Here is a 19,445-nt window from a genome sequence, read left to right as displayed (position 1 = left end):
ATCATGACTCCTCCCTCCCCCGTAAGTGGCTTTCGCCTACTGCTGTACACGGTCTTCAGCATTATCGCGCTCCTCCTCATCACCAACGGCGTAGTGTTCATCCTGGCCCGGCAGTTCGCCCTTCCGCTGGGCGATTCCACCGCTACCTTGACGGAGATCAGTCAGCGACAACAGTTGCGTTTCATTCTGCTCATCAACAACGTCGGCACATGGGGACTTTCGGCCATGTTGGCCCTCAGTCTGGCCTTCGGCGCGGCCTGGTCGCGCGCCGCCCGCCTCGTACCCGTTGTCCGTCCGCAGTTCACCACCCCCGCGGTGCTGGCTTTCCTATTGGGGTTGCCACTCATTGCCTTGGGTGCCTACCTCAACCTGCAGCTTGATTTACCAGATTGGATGGACCGCTCCGAAGCCACTGGCAATACCATGCTGGCGGGCATCCTGACCTTCGAAATTCTGCCGGAACTCCTGATGGCCCTGCTCACCGTGGCAGTGGTGCCCGCCCTGTGCGAGGAGCTGATGTTCCGGGGGCTCATTCAGGGTCAACTTTTGCCGCGCATAATGGGGGGACACGCAGCCGTATGGGTGGCCGCCGCCATCTTTTCAGCCATTCACATTGAATTCGCCGGTTTTGTGCCCCGCCTGTTACTGAGCGCCCTGCTGGGCTATGCCTTTCGTTGGACGGGCTCGCTGTGGGTACCCATCGCACTGCACCTCTTATTTAACGGTAGTCAGGTTATTTCCACCTACTGGTCCGGGGAATTCACCGCGGACACGGAAATGGACACCCCCTTCATGCCCTTGCTGATCGCCGGCACCATCAGTCTGGGCATTGTGGGTTACCTGATCGTCCGCTCGGAAAAGAAGCTGCGCGGGGAACTGGCATCCACCCGCCCGCCCGGAGATCAGTAGTCCCGACGGTAACGTTCACTGTCGGCGAATACGCGCTCAAACAATTTCCGGTCACGCTCGGTGAAGGTGACGCCGCGCCGTTCCATCATGCGCTCGGCGGTGGCTATGGCCTTGTCGATGCGGTAGGTCTGTAGACCCTCTGCTCCACCCCACGTAAAGGAGGGCAGAAATCCCGGCGGAAACCCCGCCCCAAAAACGTTGGCCGAAAAGCCCACCACGCTTCCCGTGGTGAACATGGTATTGATTCCCACCTTGGCGTGGTCGGCGAGGATCAGTCCGTGAAACATGAGCCCGGTCGACACCCGCCGGCCGGCCGGGTAAGACCACACCTTCACGTCACCGTAGTCGTTTTTCAGGTTGGAGGCATTGGTATCGGCGCCGATATTGCACCACTCGCCCACCACCGCATTGCCCAGGAAGCCTTCGTGCCCCTTGTTGCTGTTGCCGTAGAAGACTACGTTATTGATCTCCCCGCCAACTTTACAGGACGGACCAATCGTAGTGGCACCGTATACTTTGGCCCCCATTTTGAGTACGGCACCCGCGCCCGCCGCAACCGGACCCCGGATGAGACAGCCTTCCAGCACCACGGCGTCGCGACCGAAGTAAACCGGGCCACTGGTCACGTTGATCGTGCAGGCTTCCAGGGTCACGCCCTCCTCTAGGAAGAGTTGGTCGGTCGGGCCAATGAGTGTGTTGGTGGAGGAAAGCGGCGCGGATTGTCTTCCCTCGGTGAGGAGGGCGAAGTCGTCGCGCAGGGACCGGTCATTGAGTAAAAAGAGGTCGGCCGGACGGTTTACCCGCAGCAGCGGCATGCCGGCCAGGTTTCCGTGCTGGTTTACCTCAACTTCCGCACCGTTTAGAAATTCGCGTGCTGGTCCAGCTGATAGACGCGCCACCAAGGCCTCGCCATTTAAATTTTCAATGCTGTTTGGCGGTAGGTCTCGGAGCAAACCGATCAATTCATCACTTGGTAGTAAGCTACCGTCAATGAGCAGATTATCATCCCCCAGTTCAACCGGATATTCATCCTGCAAGTAATCCTGGGTATACAAATCGACGCCACGGTCCAGGCGACGCGACCATTTTTCGGCGATGGTCAGGATGCCTACGCGCAGGTCCGCTACCGGTCGACTGTAAGTAAGGGGAAGCAGGGCCTCCCGGGCCGCGCCGTCAAAAAGTACTACCCTCATGCCGTCTCCAGATCAAAGCCTATATCGCTGCGGTAATTAGCGCCTTCGAAGGAGACGCGTCGGGCGTTCGCGTAGCACTTCTCCAGGGCCTCGGCAAGCGTGTCACCGTAGCTGGTGACCGAGAGCACCCGGCCTCCATTGGTTACGATTTCCTGCTTGTTCTTGCGCCGCGTACCAGCGTGAAAGATCATGCTGTCCTGGATATCGTCCAGTCCGCTGATGGTCTTTCCCTTCTCATAGGGGCCGGGGTATCCTCCGCTGACGAGCACGACCGTCGCGGCTTGCCGTTGGTCCATGCGGATCACGGCGGTGCTCAGGTCTCCCTCCACGGCTTCGAGCAGCAGTTGCATGATGTCGGTCTGGAGACGGGCCATAACCGTTTGGGTTTCCGGATCGCCAAGGCGGCAATTGTACTCGATGACGAAGGGTTCGCCCTCCACGGCGATGAGGCCGAGGAAGATGAAGCCCCGGTAGTCGAGTTTCCGTTTCTGGATTCCCTCCAGGGTGGGCTGGATGATGCGTTGCTCCACCTTGCGCATGAGGTCCGGATCGACGAAGGGCGGATGGCTTACGCTGCCCATACCCCCCGTGTTAGGGCCCGTATCGCCTACGCCGATGCGTTTGTAGTCTTTGGCGACGGGAAATATGCGATAGCTCTTGCCGTCGGTGAGCACAAAAACCGAAAACTCGATGCCGTCCAGAAAGTCCTCCACCACCACCGTGGCGCTGGCCTCCCCGAATTTACCGTCCAGCATGGCATTCAGCTCCCGTTTCGCTTCCCCTACGTCGTTGAGGATGATCACGCCCTTGCCGGCGGCCAGGCCGTCGGCCTTAAGGACGATGGGCGGCGTACGGCTGTCCAGATAAGCGGCGGCCTCCTCGCGATCGTCGGCGGTGAAGCGCCGGTAGCCGGCGGTGGGAATACCGTATTCCTCCATAAAGGCCTTGGCGTAGGCCTTGCTTCCCTCCAGCCGGGCGGCTTCCCGACCCGGACCAATAAAGTATACCGTCTTGAGTTGGTCGTCGGTCCGAAAGTAATCGCGCAGGCCGCGGACGAGGGGCTCTTCCGGTCCGCAGATTACCAGTTTGATCTTGTGGTCGAGCACCGCTTGCCGGATGGCGTTGAAATCACTCAGATCCAGGGGAAGATTCGTGCCCCGCCGTTCCGTACCGGCGTTGCCGGGCGCGATGAAGAGTTCGCCGCAGAGGGGGCTTTCGGACACTCGCCACGCCAGTGCGTCTTCGCGGGCGCCGTTGCCGAGGAGTAATACATTCATGGTGATTTCTTTTGAGAGCTATTGGACGGTGACGGGAGCGGATCGGGTGAAGAACTCGGTTTGAATACTCGCCTTTACGGTTCGAATCTGGTCTTTGAAGAGGCGTTGCTTGACGATGTACACCTCATATTCCCCGGGGGCAATGTCGTCGATGGCCGAGGTGGGCAGCGATACCGTTCCGGTGGCCGTGGGACCGGTCACCAGGATGCGCTTGGGGGTGCTGCGATCGGTGGGCTCGAAGAACAGCACCAGGCTTTCCACTTCGGTGAGGCCGCGATCGGCTACCGGGAAATTGACTGCCTCACTGCGGTATAGCGTATCCGGCAGGGAATCGACGTAGATCGGGTGGCTCACGAAACTGAAGGTCGCGGTGGTTTCGCCATCCGCATCCACCCCGAAGCGGAGTACCGAGGGAAGATCCCCGGTGGCGTAGTGCCGGAAGCGGTCCGTGGGCAACTGTCCGATGGGTTCCATGGCGCTCCCGAGGAAACTGGGTACCCGGTCGGTGGAATCGGGCAGTAACAGATCCGCCTGCAGACTCTGGTTCCCCTGCTGGTACCGTACGTGGCCGCTCACCGACTTCACCTCCAGGATCGGGGTGGGCTCGGCCGGTCCGCACGCCAGGAGCAAGGTCAACAATGAGGGAACAAGGATGCGCAAGGGCAATTTTTTGCAAATGTAGCGTTCCCCGGCTTAGTCCAAACTCCAATCGATCGGAGTCTTGCCGTGTGCCTCCAGGTATTCGTTGGCCTGTTTGAAGTGGTGGTTGCCGAAAAAGCCCTTGTCGGCCGAGAAGGGCGAAGGGTGCGCACTTTCCAGAATGAGGTGGCGGCCCCGGTCGATCAACTCCGCCTTTTTGCGCGCGAAGGCACCCCAGAGCATGAAAACGGTGTGCTCGGTCCGGTCGCTCACCGCCTTGATGCTCGCGTCGGTGAAGTACTGCCAGCCGGAGCGTTTGTGGCTGCCGGGCTGGTTCTTTTCCACCGTCAGCATGGCGTTAAGGAGGAACACGCCCTGCTCCGCCCAGCGGGTCAGGTCGCCGTGCGCCGGGCGGGGGATGTTGAGGCTGTCCTCGATCTCCTGGTAAATGTTGCGCAGACTGGGGGGTGGGGTCACGCCGCGGGGTACGCTGAAGCTTAGGCCCATAGCCTGACCGGGGTTATGGTACGGGTCCTGTCCGAGGATGACCACCTTCACTTCGTCGAGGGGGGTGGTATTGTAGGCATTAAAGATCAGGGATCCGGGCGGGTAGATCGTCTTTCCATCGGCCTTCTCCTGCTTGATGTATCCGATAAGGGTGCGGAAGTAGGGTTTGCTGAATTCATCCTGTAGGGCTTCCTTCCAGGTGGGTTCAATTTGTACGTTGACGGCGGACATGCTCGGTTCTTGGGTGATGCTAACTAAATCGGGGCGACGGGAAAATGTTCCCGCCGCCCCGGCATGCCGTAGATTTTATCCGGCCAGTATTCAGCACAAGGCCCTTACACCTTCACCAATTCGTCGAGCCGGACCATCCGCCCCTCGGCGATACTCCGCCGGGCCGCGATGCCGATGAGGACCGAAAGGGCCCCGTCGCGGGTACCCGCCATGTGGCTCAATGGGTCGGCGGCGTCGGGATTCACGAAGAGGTAGTCCAGCATGCGCCGGTCGCCGCCGCCGTGTCCGTAGCGGTACTTGGGCACCTTAATACTTTCGAAATCGCGCTCGAAGTTTTTGTGCACGATAATTTCGTGGAATTCCGTGGGCACCTCTTCCGTTTTGAAGGTCATTTCGTCGCTGTGCAAGGCGGCCTGCTCCTCCTTGTTGTACTCGCCGCGCTGGAAGGGGATATCCTCCCAGGAATCGATGCGGCCGTCGTGGCCGTTGAAGGCGATCCGGTAGCCTTCGTAGGGCGAATAGGTGGTCAGGCTGTAATTGACCACCACACCGTTGTCGTAGAGGATCTGCGCACTCATCTTGTCCCAGATGTCGATGTCCTCGCGGAACACGCAGCTGTCGCGGATGTAGCCGTCGTATTCCTCGTTGTCTACGTACAGGTCCATCAGGTACTCCTCCTTGGTGATGTCCCAATAGTAGGGGCATTCGGTCTTGTGCGGGCAGGTCCGGCAGGATTCGCCGCGGAAGGGGCCATTCTTGCCGTAGTGTTCCAGGGCACCCATGGCGGTCACGGCCACCGGCGTGGCGTTGACCCACCAGTTGAGCAGGTCGAAGTGGTGGGTGGCCTTGTGTACCCACAGGGAGCCGCTATTCTCGACGTAGGCGTGCCAGCGGCGGAAGTAGCTGGCGCCGTGGTGCACGTTGAGGTACCAGTGGAAATCTACGCTCGTTACCGGCCCCACTTCCTTATCGTGCAGCAATTGCTTGATGGCGGTATTGTGGGGGGAATGGCGGTAGTTGAAGGTAACCAGGACCTTGCGTCCGGTCCGCTCCTGGGCATTCAGGATGGCCTGGCATTTCTCGGCGGTGGTGGTCATCGGCTTTTCGGTGATGACGTTGGCCCCCTGCTCCATGGCGCGGATGATAAATTCGTCGTGGGTCGAATCCATCGTGGTCACGATCACCCATCCGGGTTTCGTTTCCTGCATCATCTTGTCGAAGTCCGTAAACGTAGGGCAGTCGACGCCCATGGCACCCTTGACGAACTTTACCCGGCCGGGATTAATGTCACACAAGCCGACGAACTCCACCTGCTCGGAATAATTTTCCACCAGGTTGCGGCCCCAGAGTGAGCTGCCCCGTATGCCGGTACCGACCAGGGCTACCCTTTTCTGTTCCGTATTTTTCCAGAGGGCGAATGCGCTCGCCTGGCTTGCGGCCAGGGCAGCGGTGAGAATGGTGCTTGACTTCAGGAATGTTCTTCGATGCATGGAATGGAATTATGTGGTCAAGTTACTACATTACAATCGATTTATATTGCGCAAACGCCGGTGCCGGGTAATTTTCTTCGGGCCATCAACTCTGGTTCACAATCATGGAACTCAATGCCGACCTGGGCGAATCGTGGTACGACCATCGCGTGGGCGACGACGCCGCGCTGATGCCCTACCTCGACGCCTGTAACCTGGCGTGCGGGTTCCACGGCGGCGATGCCCTGACCATGGTGCAAACCATCGATTTGGCGCTGAACCACGGCGTCCGTATCGGAGCCCACCCCAGTTTCCCCGATCGCAAGCACTTCGGACGCCGCACCCTCCACCTTCCCGTAGCGCAATTGCGCGCCCTGCTGCTGTACCAGGTCAGTGCCCTGGACGGTATGGTACGGGCAGCGGGCTCCAAGCTGCACCACCTCAAACCCCACGGTGCGCTGTACCACTTCGCCGACGGTGACCGTGCCTCGGCCGCCGCGATCGTAGAAGTCATGAAGCTACTGGACATACCCACCCTCTATGGCCCGCCCGGCGGGGAGTTGCAACGGGCCGCGGAGCAGGCCGGACGCACCTTTTACGCTGAGGGGTTCGTGGACCGCGTCTATGAGCCCTCACTGCACCTGCGGTCGCGCCAACTGGAAAACGCTTCCATCGACGATCCGAAGCGGGCGGCGGAGCAGGCACGGAAGTTGGCACGCGAAGGGAAGGTCACCGCCAGCGACGGACGGGACTACCCCCTGCGGGTGCAGACGCTCTGTATCCACGGGGATCACACCGGTGCCGTAGACCGGGCCATGGCAGTTCGTCGGGAGCTTGACGGGGCAAAATAGTTGAACCTGCCCCCCAGCAAGCCACGTACCGTTAGCTTTGCGGCCTAATAACCCCATTCATGCGCCGCTGCTTTCTCTCCCTCCTTCCCCTGTTACTTCTTGCCTGTTCCGAAAAGAATTCCGACAGCTCCAACGGGGGCGATGCTTCAGCCGACATCACCATTGTGCTCAATGGCGCCGCGCCCGGCAACGTCCTGCTGGTCGGCCAGTACATGGATCAGCAATACCGCATGGATTCCGCCCGGGTGGAGACGGACGGGACGGTTCGCTTTCAGCGTGACGTACCCTACGAGCCGGGCTACTATTTTGCTTTCTTCACGGACCAGACTACGGTACCCCTGCTGCTCGACCAGGACCAAACCTTTACCCTACGCGCCAACCGGCAGCAACCCGTCGGATCGATGGGCGTAGAAGGCAGCATTGACAATCAGCTGCTGTACGAAAGCCTGCAGTACGAACGCACGATCGCCCAGCCCCTGGCGGCCATGAACCAGTTGCTCGGCACGATGCAACCCGAACAGCCCGAGTATGCCCAACTTCTGGACGCGCGCGACCGGGTACTGTCCGATCTCAACGCCTTCTACGAAAAGCAGTACGGAGAAAACCCGAATGCCTTCTATACGGCGTACCAACGGGCGGCCCAGAACCCTCCAGTCCAGGATCTGCGGAAGGCCGACGGCAGCCGCGACAAGTCCGCCCAGGTGGCCGCCTACCGCAAAAACTTCTGGGACGGTGTGGATTTTTCCGACGAGCGGCTACTGCGCACGCCGGCGGTGGCCAACAAACTGCGCCGGTACATTACGGAACTGACGCCACAACGGGCGGACTCCGTCACCGCCGCCGCGGATCACCTGCTGTCGAGGGTACTGGACGAAAACGAATTTTACCGCTTCTTCGCCAACTACATCACCCTGCAATACCAGCCGGGCACCTCGGCGCTCATGGACGGGGAAGCCGTCTACGTACACATGATCCAGAATTATTATACCCGTGAGCGGGCCTTCTGGACGGACAGCATGACCGTATTCGGATTGCTGGACCAGGCCGATATGATGGCCCATAGTCTGGTAGGGCAGCCCGGGCCAAACCTGAAGGTGCCTGGCCTTGACGGAAAAACAAAGGAGATTTACGGGGAAACCAAACCGTACGTCGTGGTCTACATCTACAATCCGGAGTGCGACCACTGCATCGAAGAAACCCCCAAACTGCTCGACTGGTACCGCCAGAACCGGAGCCGGGCGGCTGTCTACGCCATTGCCCTGGATACCGATGATGCCAAGTGGCGGTCATTTGTTGACCGTTTTGGCCTCGGCGACTGGACCAACGTCTATGATCCCACCAACCAGGCTGTTTTCAAGACCTACTTTGTGGACCACACGCCCGAAATCTATCTGCTGGACGGCGACCGGACCATTATCGCGAAGAACCTAGCACCGGATGAATTGAACGCAGCGATCACCGGGGCGGAGGGCTAAAAGACAGCAATCTTTAAGTAGTGGTCGGTTCGTCGTCCTCCTCGATTTCCGCATCGTCTATGAGGCTGTCGCCGTCGTTATCGCGGTCGTCAAAACCGGCGATGCGGTCACCCTTTTTCGGAGCCTGGTAGTCGGGGTCCTGCAGGATGCGCATATCCTTTCCGCCCTCGTTGTGGTAATCGCCACGCGCGAAACGGTCTGCCCGGTCGAAGAAGGAATCCGTGCCGCTGAGTGTTGAGCCGCTGGCGTCCCGCTCGCCCTCCCGGTTGCCGAAAGCGCGCGCGCGTGCTTCGGCCTGCTCGGCGGCGGCCTTTGCCTTTTTGATCTCTTCTTCGGCCTTCATGCGCTCCGCTTCGCGATTGGCGTGCTCGATGAAAGCATCGGTCTTCCCCTTCAGACGGGCACCGGTTTCGGCGGCGCGGTTGAGCAGTTCTTCGCCGGCAGCTTCCGCGGCTTTCTTGGCCTTCAGGCCGGCCAGGGCGGCGGCATCCAGTCCGGAATCGGCAACCTGCCGGAAGGCGGAGGGTTCTTTTGGACTCGGGGGCTCGCTTTCCAGGAGATCCTCCTCGAAATTGATACTGCCTGATTTCGGGGCTTCGGATTCGCGCGTGAGGTCGAGGTTACCGAAATTCAGTTCCTCGTCGATGAGGTCTTTTGCCTGCCGGGTAGAGGAAGGGTGTTCCGTTTCCGGTTCTTTCCATACCGCATCGCCGAGTTCACTCAGGGCCTCGCGGCCGCGGTCGATGTACTCCGGGGCGCGGGCCACGAATTCCCCCGCGGCGCGTTTCGTCTTGTCCAGGAGCTCCTCACCCTGCTCGGCCAACTCGTCTCCGGCCTCACGGGCTTTTTCGCCGGCGCGCTCGGACTGGTGCCGGGCGACGGATTTAGCACCGAAGAAAATCTTTTTGAGGTCGTTGAAAAGCGGCATAATGAAGGGTATTGGATCCGTTGCTAAAATACGGTGCCGCCCGTGAAGTTCGCGCTACACCACCACGTTGCGGGGGTTCTTGCGCTCGCTGGCCTCCTGCTGCCGGGGCGCGGTAGACTCGTCTTCCTCCTGCACGTTCTTGCGCTTGTAGAAGCCGTAGTGCTTTTCCTTGTCGAGGGTTAGGCCCGGGCCGTGGAACATGATTCGCCACCAGGCTTTCGGGTGGCGGTAGGTCTTCATATCGCGCAGCATATCGATGTGCTCATGGAACACCAGCGTAATGGGGTTGTAGCTGTTGACCGGCTTGAGGATACCGTAATTCGGGGTTTCCTCTTCCGGACAGAAGGTGCCGAACATACGGTCCCAAATGATCAGACTGGATCCGTAATTCTTGTCCAGGTACTTCTCCTCGGTGGCGTGGTGAACCCGGTGATGGCTTGGAGTAACGAACAGGAACTCGATCGGAGCCCACATACGGTCGATGAGTTCGGTGTGGATCCAGAACTGGTACAGGACCCCAATCTGCATGCAGATGAAAAACACGAATGGATCAAAGCCGAGCAGCGCCGCCGGAATAAAGAAGATGACCTTGATGTGCTGCGTCCAGCTCAGTCGGAAGGATACCGTAAAGTTGTACTGCTCGGAGCTGTGGTGGGTGACGTGGGTAGCCCACCAGAACCGTTGTTCGTGACTGACGCGGTGCGCCCAGTACCGGCAGAAGTCGACCACGATAAAGCAGAGAATGAAACTCCACCAGGTAGTCGGGATGTACAGCGGACTCAGGTTATAGAAAAAGAGAATGACGCCGAAAGTCGCCGCCTTCACCAGAGCGGTGCTGATGAGGTTGCCCACGCCGACGCCCGCGGCGGCGAGGCCGTCCTTGATATCGTAGTTGTGCTTCTCGGCGCGACTCGTGCCGGCCTGGTCGGCTATGAAGGTCTTCAGCGACTCGGCGTAGAGATTGCGATTGCGGGTGTAGGTAAAGGGGTTGAAACCGGCATTGCGCAGCGTCGGGGCGTTGCCCAGCGGGTATCCCAGGGCGGCGGCGGCCTCCTCCAGTTCGTGGATGTATTCCCGGCGACGCAAGAACCACTCAATCACCGTCAGGGCCACCATCACCGGCACCGCATACACGATGACGGGGGGGAATTCGAGGTTCTGAATGTCTTCGAAGGTATACAGGGGCTTGTTCATAGGTGGTTACTTACGATTACCGTAAAGTGCCTTTCCGGCCGATTCGTATTTGTCGCCCTCCTTCCAGAACGGAGCCGAGGGGCGGTTGGCGATCAGGCGGACGGCCAGGGTGTAGATCTGACAATACCGTTTCAGGTAATCCACGTCGACGGTCTCCGGATTGTCGGTCACCTGGTGGTAGTACCGGGCGATGGCATCGTCAAAACCCGTCATGCCGGGGGAAAAGGTCAAGGCCGGAACGCCTTTAACGGCAAAATTAACATTGTCCGACCGGTCAAAGAGCCCCTGCTCCGGGGCCGGGTTGGCAATCACCGATGATCCGAAAGCCGCGGCGGCGGTCTCGATTTGCTCGTCGATACCGGTACGCCCCATCCCGATCAGGGAAATAGCTGAGGTATCGTTGTAGCCGGCACCGTCGGTATTGAAGTTGAAGATGGTCTGCTCCAGGGGAACGAGCGGGTTATCGGCGTAGTATTTACTGCCCAGCAATCCCATCTCCTCCCCGGTGACGGCCAGGACGATTATGGACCGCTCCGGCGGTTCTTGCGCGAAGGCTCGGGCGGCGGCCAGGAGGCTCACCGTACCAAAGGCGTTGTCGCGTGCGCCGTTGAAGATGCTGTCCTCGGCGGTGTAGGCTCCCCCACCCTGTCGGCCCACGCCTACGTGGTCGAAGTGGGCGGTCATCAGGAGGTATTCGTCGGCGAGCGCGGGATTGCTGCCGCGCAGTATGCCGCCAACGTTACGGCTGCCGAGTCCGGTGGTGCGCATCCCCGTGCTGGCCAGGGACCCGCGCAGGCCACCGGTAGCAGACTGCAGTTCGTTCACCCTTTCGGCGGGCAGGCGGATGAAACCGTAGGGAATGGTGGCTTCACTCCCTTCTTCGGTCATGGTGATCCGCTCTCCGCCGAGGTACCGCTTGAAGCTTTCCCAGGGGAAGGGAAGGGTGAACAGTTCGAAGATTCCGACGGCCCCCGCCGCGGCGGCCATGGCGGCCTTTTCTTCCATGCCGCGGAACACGGCTTGCTGACTTTGGTCGCCGGGCAGGCCCGCGCGGGTGATCACGATCTTGCCCTTCACGTCCAGGTTGGCGTAATCGTCGTGATCGGCGGCCGGGTCCACCCAACCGAAATTAGCGTACACCACCTGTGCGGTGGCCTCCGCCTCTGGTCCGCGAATCACCAGGAGGTCATCCCCGTTGGTGTAGGAAGAACCGTTTATGTCCAGTGCCGCGCGGGTGGGTGCGTTAACCATGCGCAGCGGCACCCGCTGAAAATAGCTGGAGTCGGCAGCGTTGATTGGTTCGTAGCCGTAAGCCTTAAGCTGGGCGGCGATGAATTCCGCCGCGATCTCGTTCCCCACCGAGCCGGTGCGCCGGCCCTGCAGGTAGTCGGAAGAGAGGAAATAGAGCTGGCCGGCCAGTTCGAGCCGGTCGAAAGAGAATTCAGGTAGTGAGCGGTCGACCGCTCCTGGCTTGCCCCCCTGGGCGAGTAAACCAAGGGAAGCAATCAACAGCAGGAACAGGGTATTCTTCATTGCGTAAAAGTAATGGAAACCCGTCTATTCGAATGGCAAGCCGGTTGCCGGCCGACCGCTCCTCCGACCTTAGTTTACCAGTTCCTCAAATGCCTCGGCTACCTCGCGGTAGACGATCTCTCCGCGAACGATGTTCAGGCCTTCCTTCAGTCCGGCGTTCTCTTCGGTGGCGCGCTCCCACCCTTTCTCCGCGATCTGCAGCAGGTAGGGGAAGGTGGCGTTCGTCAGGGCGAGGGTACTGGTAAAGGGTACGGCACCGGGCATATTGGCCACGCAGTAGTGGATCACGCCGTCGATCACGTAGGTAGGGTCCTCGTGGGTGGTGGGGTGACAGGTCTCGATACAACCGCCCTGGTCGACGGCCACGTCGATCACCACGGTACCGTCGCGCATTTCGCTCAGCATTTGTCGGGTGATCAGGTTGGGGGCCTTGCCGCCGGGGATCAGTACGGCCCCGATGATGAGGTCGGTGCGTTCCAGTTCACGGCGGATGTTGTATTCACTGCTGAAGACCAGCGTAACGTTCGGAGGCAGGACGTTGGCGAGGTACCGCAGGCGATCCAGGTTGATGTCCATTACCGTCACGTTGGCGTGCAGGCCGGCGGCCATTTTGGCCGCTTCGGTACCTACGACACCGGCTCCGAGGATAAGTACGCGCGCCGGCGGCACGCCGGGAACGCCGCCCAGCAGGATACCGCGGCCACCAGCGGGCTTCTCGAGGTACTTGGCTCCTTCCTGTACCGACATCCGGCCGGCTACCTCACTCATGGGGATGAGCAGTGGCAGGCCACCGTTGGGTCCTACCACTGTTTCGTAGGCCAGGCAGATCGATTTACTTTTGATCATGGCCTCGGTAAGCGGCCGGGAGCTGGCGAAGTGGAAGTAGGTAAAGACCAGCTGGTCTTCGCGGATCAGCGAATACTCGGATTCGATGGGCTCCTTAACCTTGACGATGGTTTCGGCACGGGCGTAGACCGACTCGATGTCGGGCATGATCTCCGCACCGGCTTCCACGTAATCGGCATCGCTGTAGCCGCTGTTCACCCCGGCGTTGGTTTGCACCAGCACGGTATGGCCGCGGCGCACCAGTTCCAGGGTACCGCCGGGGGTCAGTGCCACCCGGTTTTCGTTGTTTTTAATTTCTTTAGGACATCCAATGATCATCGGGGTGGTGGTTTTTCGAACTATGGTTAGGGGGAAAGAATAAGATTAGGGTCGGGCGACGAGTGCAAGTTGTCCGCGCCCGTTGAGGGCCAGGCGGGTAATTTCGTCGAAGCCGTAGTAGGTAAGGTCAACAACCTGACGCCAGTTGCCAGAAGCAGCGGGCTTCAGCCGGTACAGTTTGCTGCCGGAGCCGGCAAGGTAGCTACCGTCGTTCAAGACCACAAAGTCCTCCGTTGCTTCGGGCATTTCGGCGACAACGGTGGCCTCCTGGTCCAGCTGGTACAGGTTCCGCTCCATGAGCCGCCAGGGGGTGGTAGACTTGTCTACGTACACCAAATTGCCATTGGTGAGCCGCGTGAAGGTGCGGCCGGTATTGGTTGCCAGGGTGCGCGGGGTGTCGCCGTTGGAAGAGGTCATTACCAGCCGGTTCGGGTTCTCGACCATGAAGAGGACCAATTGGGTGTTGTTCAGCCATTCGTAGTAGCCGATCCCGGCCATGGTGCTCAGTACCGGCTGTCCGTTGTCGGAGCGGTCGATGGGGAAATCCCACAACCGTAGAACGGTATCCCGGCCGGCCATTTCCTGGCGTACCGCGGAGAACCTGCCGGCGGTGAAACGCTTCTTGGGGCTGTATTCCCCGGAGGCCGTCTGGGTAAGGCGGGTCCGCGACTGATCAGCCAGATCGAAAAGGTACACATCGGGCTGAGCCATATCCGGCGTCATGACCGAAGCAAAGAGCCGGTTTTCATCGGCCCAGTTCGGGTGATTATTGTAGCCGTTGGCGTTGAAGGCCGTGAGGTAGCGCGGGTTGGTCAGCGTAACCGAGGTATCGCGCACCTGAATATCAAAGACGTACAGCTGGGTGGGGGGAGCCTGGGCGCCCAGGGAAGCTACCCAGAAAAGAATCAGGCCGGTAAGCAAACGGTGCATGGTGGTAAATTGAAACGTGAGCCAAAGATAGCGCAAGGGATCACTCGGATTGAAGTAAATCGGACATGGTGAAAGTGCCCTGTTTGCCAACCAGCCAGGCGGCTGCCGCGAGCGCCCCGCGCGCAAAGCCCTCCCGCGAGCGGGCGGTATGCGTAAGCTCGATGGTGTCGACGGCGGATTGGAAAATGAGCCGGTGTGTTCCCGGTACGTCGGGCTCACGGAATGATTCGATCGGAATTGCCGCCTTGGGAAATGCTCCCCCAATCTTTTGCTGGAGGGTAAGGGCGGTACCGGACGGAGCATCAAGCTTTTCGGTATGGTGGGTTTCTTCAATGCGTGCGGTGTAGCCCTCGTGTGCCAATTTGCGCGCAAGGTCACGGGCGGCGGAAAAGAAGAGGTTGACCCCTATGCTGAAATTGGAGGCATAGAACAAGGCACCACCGGCCTGCTCCACGCGCAGGCGTACGGCGGGCAGGGCGTCCAGCCACCCGGTAGTTCCCACTACGATCGGGACACCGGCAGCCAGTGCCAGTTCGATATTATTCACGGCGGCGTCGGGTCGGGAAAATTCGATGGCCACGTCAGCCGCTTCCAGGTCGGATACCCCGGTGCGGTCGCGGTTATGTTCGTCAACCCTCAATACGACCTGGTGGCCGGCCTGGGTGGCAAGTTGTTCGATGTACCGGCCCATTTTGCCGTAACCGAGAAGTGCGATTTTCATGGAGTGGATTTAAACGAGCGACAATACCCCCTTGAGCGGGATGGCCAGCCAACCCGGCCGGCTGTTGAGTTCGTAGGCCACTTCGTAAACGGCCTTTTCGAGGATGAAAAGCTCGAGCAGTGCGTGCCGGTCGGCCTCTTCGCGCGGCAAAAAGCCGGCGTGTCCGCACGCTTCGAAGTAGGCGTCCAGATAAGTCTGGGAGACCACCTGATACCAGTGGTCGGCGCGGTCCGTCAGTTCGCGGCCCCGATAGCGCTCCTCGTTCAGCAAGAGCTGTCCCTGCGCCGCGTAGTGGAAGGAGCGCACCATGCCGCCCACGTCCTTGAGGGGCGGGCGCTTGCGTCGCCGTTCGGGTATGCTGAGCAAGGGCTCGCCCTCGAAGTCGATAATGTAAAAGTCGGTATCGGTGTACAGCACCTGGCCGAGGTGGTAATCCCCGTGAATGCGCGTCAGCTGCGCTTCCATTTCCCGTTCGCGCAGCCGGCCGAGCCGGTCGTTAAGTTGCTGGTGTACGCCCAGCACCCGGCGGGCCAGCACCTGGGTGGCGGGGGGAAGCGAAGACAATTTCTCCGCCAGCTGGGCGAACTGACGTTCAAGTAAGCGGAGGGCCGCCTCGGTAATTTCCGTACGGTATTCGGCCGTCATGGGTTCCGGCACCAGATCCGGACGATCCGGGCCGGCGGAAGCCAGCGCCTTGTGCATTTCGGCGGTGCGTACCCCCAACAGCCGGGCGCGTGCCAGGGTTTCGGTGTCTACCGTCTGCTCCGTACCACTGAAGTAGCGTTCGGTGAGCTGCTGAAAGAGTTCCCAGGCATCACCGTGGTTGTCCACCTTGCCGCTCATCAGACCGAGATTCAGGTAACCCTCTTCCTCCATCCTGCCGACGCCCAGGCACCCGCCGTAAGGGGGGCAGTAAGCGAAATCGGTGTGCTCGGACAGAAAGCGAACCAGTTCCAGGTCGGGATTGAGGCCCGGATCGAGCTTGCGGAACAACTTGAAGAAAAAGGTATCGTTGTACACGATTGCCGTATTGCTGGTATCGATGGCCGGCACTACGCTCGTCGCAGATGCTGCACCTTCGCGCACCGCCTTACCGGCTTCGGCACAGAGCCCGTGCTCCAGCGTCTCACCTTCCCGGATGAGAGTGTAGAGGCGGCTGCGGAAGTCCTCCCGGGCCACGGCGTCTACCAGCATCCCCGTGCCGGTGATCTCGCCTAATATCAGGCGGGGGTGGTTTTCCTGGTAAAGCGCACGCTGCTCCGGTCGGGCATTGATCGCCAGTGGCATCTGGTACTGCTCGCGGGAACCGTCGCTGAAGCTCACCTCAACCAAAACAACGCCGCCATCGTCCTGGATGGGATAAACACCGGCGATCCGGCAATTTTCAATGTGCTTGCCCTTACTTGTGAACCAGCGCTGCTTGGGCAGGTAACCGGGCAGAAGGACAGAAGTGAGGGCCTCACGGAAGTCGGGATCCTGAAAGAGCTTACTGAATGCAGTGTTTTCTGACATATTGTTTCTTGTGGGTGCGGTTTTCCTATAGCGTCGTGGGTCGCGCATTGTTTACCGGTACGGCCCGCGGCTGGGTTTGAACGCGGGACCGGCGCGCCGCCGCCCGTGGGTATGTGGTCTTGCGCCGGCAAAGTCGGAAATTACCCGTCAAGTTTCGAATCCATGGGGCCGGACATGGTCGGTTTTACGCCGCGGAGCCGGAACCAGCGGTAGCCGTACGAGCCGAGCCGAATGGTGTACTTGCCCTCGTCGCCGGGATGTACGGACAGCGGCTCCACCAGATCGACGAGGGGCGTGCCCGAATCGGATTCCAGATCGAGGCTGACCACCACGGGGCCCGCCAGGAAGTTGTGGGCCGTGACGACCACTACGTTGCGGTACCGGTAAGACATGGCCAGCACCGAATCGTGGCCGACGTCGAGAATTTTCCATTCCCCGTAGCCGATTTCCGGGCATTCCTTGCGCAAGCGCACCATCCGCTTGGTCCAATTCAGCAGGCTGTCGCGTTCCCTCATCTGTTGCTCCACGTTCAGGGCTTCGTAGTGGTAGGGCCCCTCGTCGATGACGGGGTGCACGAGCTCCTTTTCCGCCGCGGAGGAAAAGCCCGCATTGTCTTCGTCGCTCCACTGCATGGGCGTGCGCACCGCGTCCCTTTCTTTCAGGCTGAGGTCTTCGCCCATCCCCAGTTCGTCGCCGTACCGCAGCACCGGCGTGCCCGGCAGGGCGAAAACCAAGCTGTAAGCCAGTTCAATGCGCGCCCGTTCGCCCAGCATGGGGGCCAGCCGCCGACGGATCCCCCGGTCGTACAGTTGCATTTCCTTTTCGGGACCGAAGTGCTCGAAAACCAGCTGGCGTTGCTCCTCCGTGAGCCGCCCGAGGTCCAGTTCGTCGTGGTTGCGCAGAAAGTTGGCCCACTGGGCCATGGGGTGGATCCCCGCGGTTTCCCGCAACGCTTCCTGCAGGAGGGTACAATTGCCACTGGCCAGGGCGTAGAACAGGAACTGGTTCACGTAGAAGTTGAACATCATGTGCAGTCCGCCGCCCTGCTCGCCGAAGTACTTTTTGGCCTCATCCGGGGCGATGTTGGCCTCGCCAAGCAGGATGGCGCTGCCGTTCCGCCACTGCAGGAAGCGGCGCATTTCCTCCAGGTACTCGAATTTGATCTCGCGTTTGCCGTTGGTACCGGGTTCCTGCGTTTCGAGTACGAAGGGTACGGCGTCCACGCGGAAGCCGGCAACGCCGAGGGAGAGGTAGAAGCCCATGATGCGGTTAATCTCCTCCCGCACTTCCGGATTCGCCATGTTAAGGTCGGGCTGGAAGTCATAAAAGCGGTGGAAGTAGTACGCCTTGGCCTTTTTGTCTTTGGTCCAGGTAGCTTCCTGCACTCCGGGAAAGATGATGCCCTCATCCCAGTCGGAGGGCTTTTTCTTGGACCAGACGTACCAGTCGCGGTACCGCGCATCCTCGCTCTGTCGGGCGTTCTGGAACCACGGGTGTTCATCGCTGGTATGGTTGACCACCAGGTCGATGATCACTTTGATGCCCAGGTTGCCGGCCTGCACCAGGAATTCCGCGAATTCGCCGCTGCTGCCGTGGCGGTGGTCTACCCCGTAATAGTCCTTGATGTCGTAGCCGTTATCGCGGTTTGGCGTGGGCTGGAAGGGGGCCAGCCAGATGACGTCGACACCCAGGGAGTGCAGGTATTCGAGCCGGCGGTTCAGTCCGGCGAAGTCCCCTACCCCATCTCCGTTGCCGTCCATGAAGGTTTCTAGGTCGAGGCTGTACACGATGGCGTTCTTGTACCAGTATTCGTCAATCATAGTCGGAAGTGCGGGTGTTTTGCGATAGTGAGGGGAGCCCCCGCGGTAGTGACGCAAGTCCGACGGCGAATGTTTGGCCGAACATTGGCCCCTGCCGCGGAGTACAACAGCAAATTTTACAATATGGCATCCTTCGGCTACCAGATTTCCCAGGAACAGTTCACCCCGCGCCGCCTGCTCGACCTGGCCAAAAAGGCCGAAGCGGCTGGCTTCGACGAATTGGCCTCTTCCGACCACCTGTTCCCGTGGAGCGACGCGCAGGGTCAGAGCGGCTTCACCTGGTCGTGGCTGGGGTCGGCCCTGGAAGCCACAACCATACCCTGCGGTGTTGTAAATTGTCCGAACGAACGCTACCACCCCGTGATCATTGCCCAGGCCGTAGCTACGCTCTGCCAGATGTACCCCGGGCGCTTCTGGCCATCGTTTGGTAGCGGGGAATTTTTGAACGAGCACGTGACCGGCAACCACTGGCCGGACAAGGCCGCGCGCAACCGCAAACTGGCCGAAGCCGTCAGTATCATGCGGCGCCTCTGGGCCGGCGAGCATTTCACGCACCGTGGCGAATTTCTTACCGCCGAGGACGTAAAGTTGTATACCCTACCCGAGGAGCCACCCGTAGCCATAGGCTGCGCCATCACCGCCGCAACGGCGGGGGAAATCGCCAGCTGGGCCGATGGCCTGTACACCGTCTGGAAACCTCACAATAAACTGGACGACGTGATCGACGCCTTTCGTTCGAACGGCGGGGAGGGCAAACCGATCTACCTGAAAGTGGATCTCTGCTGCGCGCCCACCCGCGAGGAGGCGGTCGAACTGGCCTACGAGCAGTGGCGCACCAACGTCGGCACCTCCGCGGTCCACGGAGAACTGCGCAACCCCGAGCAGTTTGAGGCGGCTTCCCAGTTTATCGGTCCGCACGAGGTGGCGGAGTCCATTCGAATCTCAACCGATCCGGAAGAGCACGTGGAGTTGTTGAAAAAGGACCTGAGCCTCGGTGTCGACAAGATCATCCTGCACAACGTGGGCCTGAATCAGGAGTACTTCCTTAAATTCTACGGCGAGCAGGTACTGCCAAAATTGCGATAAGGGGAG

17 protein-coding genes are annotated in these 19,445 nt (G+C 60.2%); 4 read left to right on the top strand and 13 right to left on the bottom strand.

The features are described 5' to 3' along the window. Positions 1-3 precede the first annotated feature (3 nt). Entirely contained in the window at positions 4-909 is a 906-nt protein-coding gene (locus E4021_RS00585) for a CPBP family intramembrane glutamic endopeptidase (RefSeq protein WP_136455951.1), read from the top strand. Here E4021_RS00585 and E4021_RS00580 read toward each other — a convergent pair. The 5 genes from E4021_RS00580 to E4021_RS00560 form a co-directional block, all read right to left on the bottom strand. Then, complete coding sequence (locus E4021_RS00580) at positions 903-2,102, bottom strand: GlmU family protein (protein ID WP_136455950.1); 1,200 nt, start codon at positions 2,100-2,102, stop codon at positions 903-905. The two genes, E4021_RS00585 and E4021_RS00580, sit on opposite strands and share 7 nt — an antisense overlap. After that, positions 2,099-3,379 carry a phosphoribosylamine--glycine ligase gene (gene purD / locus E4021_RS00575; protein WP_136455949.1) on the bottom strand — a complete coding sequence of 427 codons (1,281 nt, stop codon included), beginning with the start codon at positions 3,377-3,379 and terminating at the stop codon, positions 2,099-2,101. The genes E4021_RS00580 and purD overlap by 4 nt, the downstream gene beginning before the upstream one ends. 18 nt (positions 3,380-3,397) lie before the next feature. After that, entirely contained in the window at positions 3,398-4,039 is a 642-nt protein-coding gene (locus E4021_RS00570) for a hypothetical protein (RefSeq protein ID WP_136455948.1), read from the bottom strand. Between the two features lie 33 nt (positions 4,040-4,072). Further along, on the bottom strand, positions 4,073-4,756 hold the full coding sequence (gene ung, locus E4021_RS00565) for a uracil-DNA glycosylase (RefSeq protein WP_136455947.1): 684 nt from the start codon (positions 4,754-4,756) through the stop codon (positions 4,073-4,075). Positions 4,757-4,860: 104 nt separating this feature from the next. Continuing rightward, positions 4,861-6,246, bottom strand: coding sequence for a Gfo/Idh/MocA family oxidoreductase (locus tag E4021_RS00560; protein WP_136455946.1), 1,386 nt, complete (start codon positions 6,244-6,246; stop codon positions 4,861-4,863). A gap of 104 nt (positions 6,247-6,350) precedes the next feature. On the opposite strand from E4021_RS00560, the gene E4021_RS00555 reads away from it, so the two are divergent. Both E4021_RS00555 and E4021_RS00550 read left to right on the top strand, forming a co-directional pair. After that, entirely contained in the window at positions 6,351-7,076 is a 726-nt protein-coding gene (locus tag E4021_RS00555; protein WP_136455945.1) for a 5-oxoprolinase subunit PxpA, read from the top strand. Positions 7,077-7,135: 59 nt separating this feature from the next. After that, on the top strand, positions 7,136-8,551 hold the full coding sequence (locus E4021_RS00550; protein WP_136455944.1) for a DUF5106 domain-containing protein: 1,416 nt from the start codon (positions 7,136-7,138) through the stop codon (positions 8,549-8,551). Positions 8,552-8,564: 13 nt separating this feature from the next. Here E4021_RS00550 and E4021_RS00545 read toward each other — a convergent pair whose 3' ends face one another. The 8 genes from E4021_RS00545 to E4021_RS00510 all read right to left on the bottom strand — a co-directional run bounded on the left by E4021_RS00545 (position 8,565) and on the right by E4021_RS00510 (position 18,353). Then, positions 8,565-9,479, bottom strand: a complete 915-nt coding sequence (locus tag E4021_RS00545) for a hypothetical protein (RefSeq protein WP_136455943.1) — start codon at positions 9,477-9,479, stop codon at positions 8,565-8,567. 54 nt (positions 9,480-9,533) lie between these two features. Continuing rightward, complete coding sequence (locus E4021_RS00540) at positions 9,534-10,673, bottom strand: sterol desaturase family protein (RefSeq protein WP_246050186.1); 1,140 nt, start codon at positions 10,671-10,673, stop codon at positions 9,534-9,536. 6 nt (positions 10,674-10,679) lie between these two features. Next, positions 10,680-12,206 carry a M28 family peptidase gene (locus E4021_RS00535; protein WP_136455942.1) on the bottom strand — a complete coding sequence of 509 codons (1,527 nt, stop codon included), beginning with the start codon at positions 12,204-12,206 and terminating at the stop codon, positions 10,680-10,682. A 69-nt stretch (positions 12,207-12,275) separates the two neighbouring features. Then, entirely contained in the window at positions 12,276-13,370 is a 1,095-nt protein-coding gene (gene ald / locus E4021_RS00530; RefSeq protein WP_136455941.1) for an alanine dehydrogenase, read from the bottom strand. Between the two features lie 45 nt (positions 13,371-13,415). Then, on the bottom strand, positions 13,416-14,300 hold the full coding sequence (locus tag E4021_RS00525; protein WP_136455940.1) for a hypothetical protein: 885 nt from the start codon (positions 14,298-14,300) through the stop codon (positions 13,416-13,418). A 40-nt stretch (positions 14,301-14,340) separates the two neighbouring features. Then, positions 14,341-15,021, bottom strand: a complete 681-nt coding sequence (locus E4021_RS00520) for a 4-hydroxy-tetrahydrodipicolinate reductase (RefSeq protein WP_136455939.1) — start codon at positions 15,019-15,021, stop codon at positions 14,341-14,343. Positions 15,022-15,030: 9 nt separating this feature from the next. Then, entirely contained in the window at positions 15,031-16,533 is a 1,503-nt protein-coding gene (locus tag E4021_RS00515; protein ID WP_168797402.1) for a putative maltokinase, read from the bottom strand. 140 nt (positions 16,534-16,673) lie between these two features. Then, a complete protein-coding gene (locus E4021_RS00510) occupies positions 16,674-18,353 on the bottom strand; it encodes an alpha-amylase family protein (protein ID WP_136455937.1) in 1,680 nt (559 codons plus the stop codon). Positions 18,354-18,476: 123 nt separating this feature from the next. On the opposite strand from E4021_RS00510, the gene E4021_RS00505 reads away from it, so the two are divergent. Further along, a complete protein-coding gene (locus E4021_RS00505; RefSeq protein WP_136455936.1) occupies positions 18,477-19,439 on the top strand; it encodes a TIGR03885 family FMN-dependent LLM class oxidoreductase in 963 nt (320 codons plus the stop codon). Positions 19,440-19,445: the final 6 nt, after the last annotated feature.

This window comes from Neolewinella litorea, from assembly GCF_004803465.1.
GTDB classification, from domain to species: domain Bacteria; phylum Bacteroidota; class Bacteroidia; order Chitinophagales; family Saprospiraceae; genus Neolewinella; species Neolewinella litorea.
Note: the sequence above shows the minus strand (reverse complement) of the source record. Positions and strands in the feature narration are given on the sequence as shown.

What these genes read in the sequence shown, in the direction of transcription:
- E4021_RS00585 (WP_136455951.1), top strand. Translation starts at nt 4, where the DNA reads ATGACTCCTCCCTCCCCCGTAAGTGGCTTTCGCCTACTGCTGTACACG.
- E4021_RS00580 (WP_136455950.1), bottom strand. Translation starts at nt 2,102, where the DNA reads ATGAGGGTAGTACTTTTTGACGGCGCGGCCCGGGAGGCCCTGCTTCCC.
- purD (WP_136455949.1), bottom strand. Translation starts at nt 3,379, where the DNA reads ATGAATGTATTACTCCTCGGCAACGGCGCCCGCGAAGACGCACTGGCG.
- ung (WP_136455947.1), bottom strand. Translation starts at nt 4,756, where the DNA reads ATGTCCGCCGTCAACGTACAAATTGAACCCACCTGGAAGGAAGCCCTA.
- E4021_RS00560 (WP_136455946.1), bottom strand. Translation starts at nt 6,246, where the DNA reads ATGCATCGAAGAACATTCCTGAAGTCAAGCACCATTCTCACCGCTGCC.
- E4021_RS00555 (WP_136455945.1), top strand. Translation starts at nt 6,351, where the DNA reads ATGGAACTCAATGCCGACCTGGGCGAATCGTGGTACGACCATCGCGTG.
- E4021_RS00550 (WP_136455944.1), top strand. Translation starts at nt 7,136, where the DNA reads ATGCGCCGCTGCTTTCTCTCCCTCCTTCCCCTGTTACTTCTTGCCTGT.
- E4021_RS00545 (WP_136455943.1), bottom strand. Translation starts at nt 9,479, where the DNA reads ATGCCGCTTTTCAACGACCTCAAAAAGATTTTCTTCGGTGCTAAATCC.
- E4021_RS00540 (WP_246050186.1), bottom strand. Translation starts at nt 10,673, where the DNA reads ATGAACAAGCCCCTGTATACCTTCGAAGACATTCAGAACCTCGAATTC.
- E4021_RS00535 (WP_136455942.1), bottom strand. Translation starts at nt 12,206, where the DNA reads ATGAAGAATACCCTGTTCCTGCTGTTGATTGCTTCCCTTGGTTTACTC.
- ald (WP_136455941.1), bottom strand. Translation starts at nt 13,370, where the DNA reads ATGATCATTGGATGTCCTAAAGAAATTAAAAACAACGAAAACCGGGTG.
- E4021_RS00525 (WP_136455940.1), bottom strand. Translation starts at nt 14,300, where the DNA reads ATGCACCGTTTGCTTACCGGCCTGATTCTTTTCTGGGTAGCTTCCCTG.
- E4021_RS00520 (WP_136455939.1), bottom strand. Translation starts at nt 15,021, where the DNA reads ATGAAAATCGCACTTCTCGGTTACGGCAAAATGGGCCGGTACATCGAA.
- E4021_RS00515 (WP_168797402.1), bottom strand. Translation starts at nt 16,533, where the DNA reads ATGTCAGAAAACACTGCATTCAGTAAGCTCTTTCAGGATCCCGACTTC.
- E4021_RS00510 (WP_136455937.1), bottom strand. Translation starts at nt 18,353, where the DNA reads ATGATTGACGAATACTGGTACAAGAACGCCATCGTGTACAGCCTCGAC.
- E4021_RS00505 (WP_136455936.1), top strand. Translation starts at nt 18,477, where the DNA reads ATGGCATCCTTCGGCTACCAGATTTCCCAGGAACAGTTCACCCCGCGC.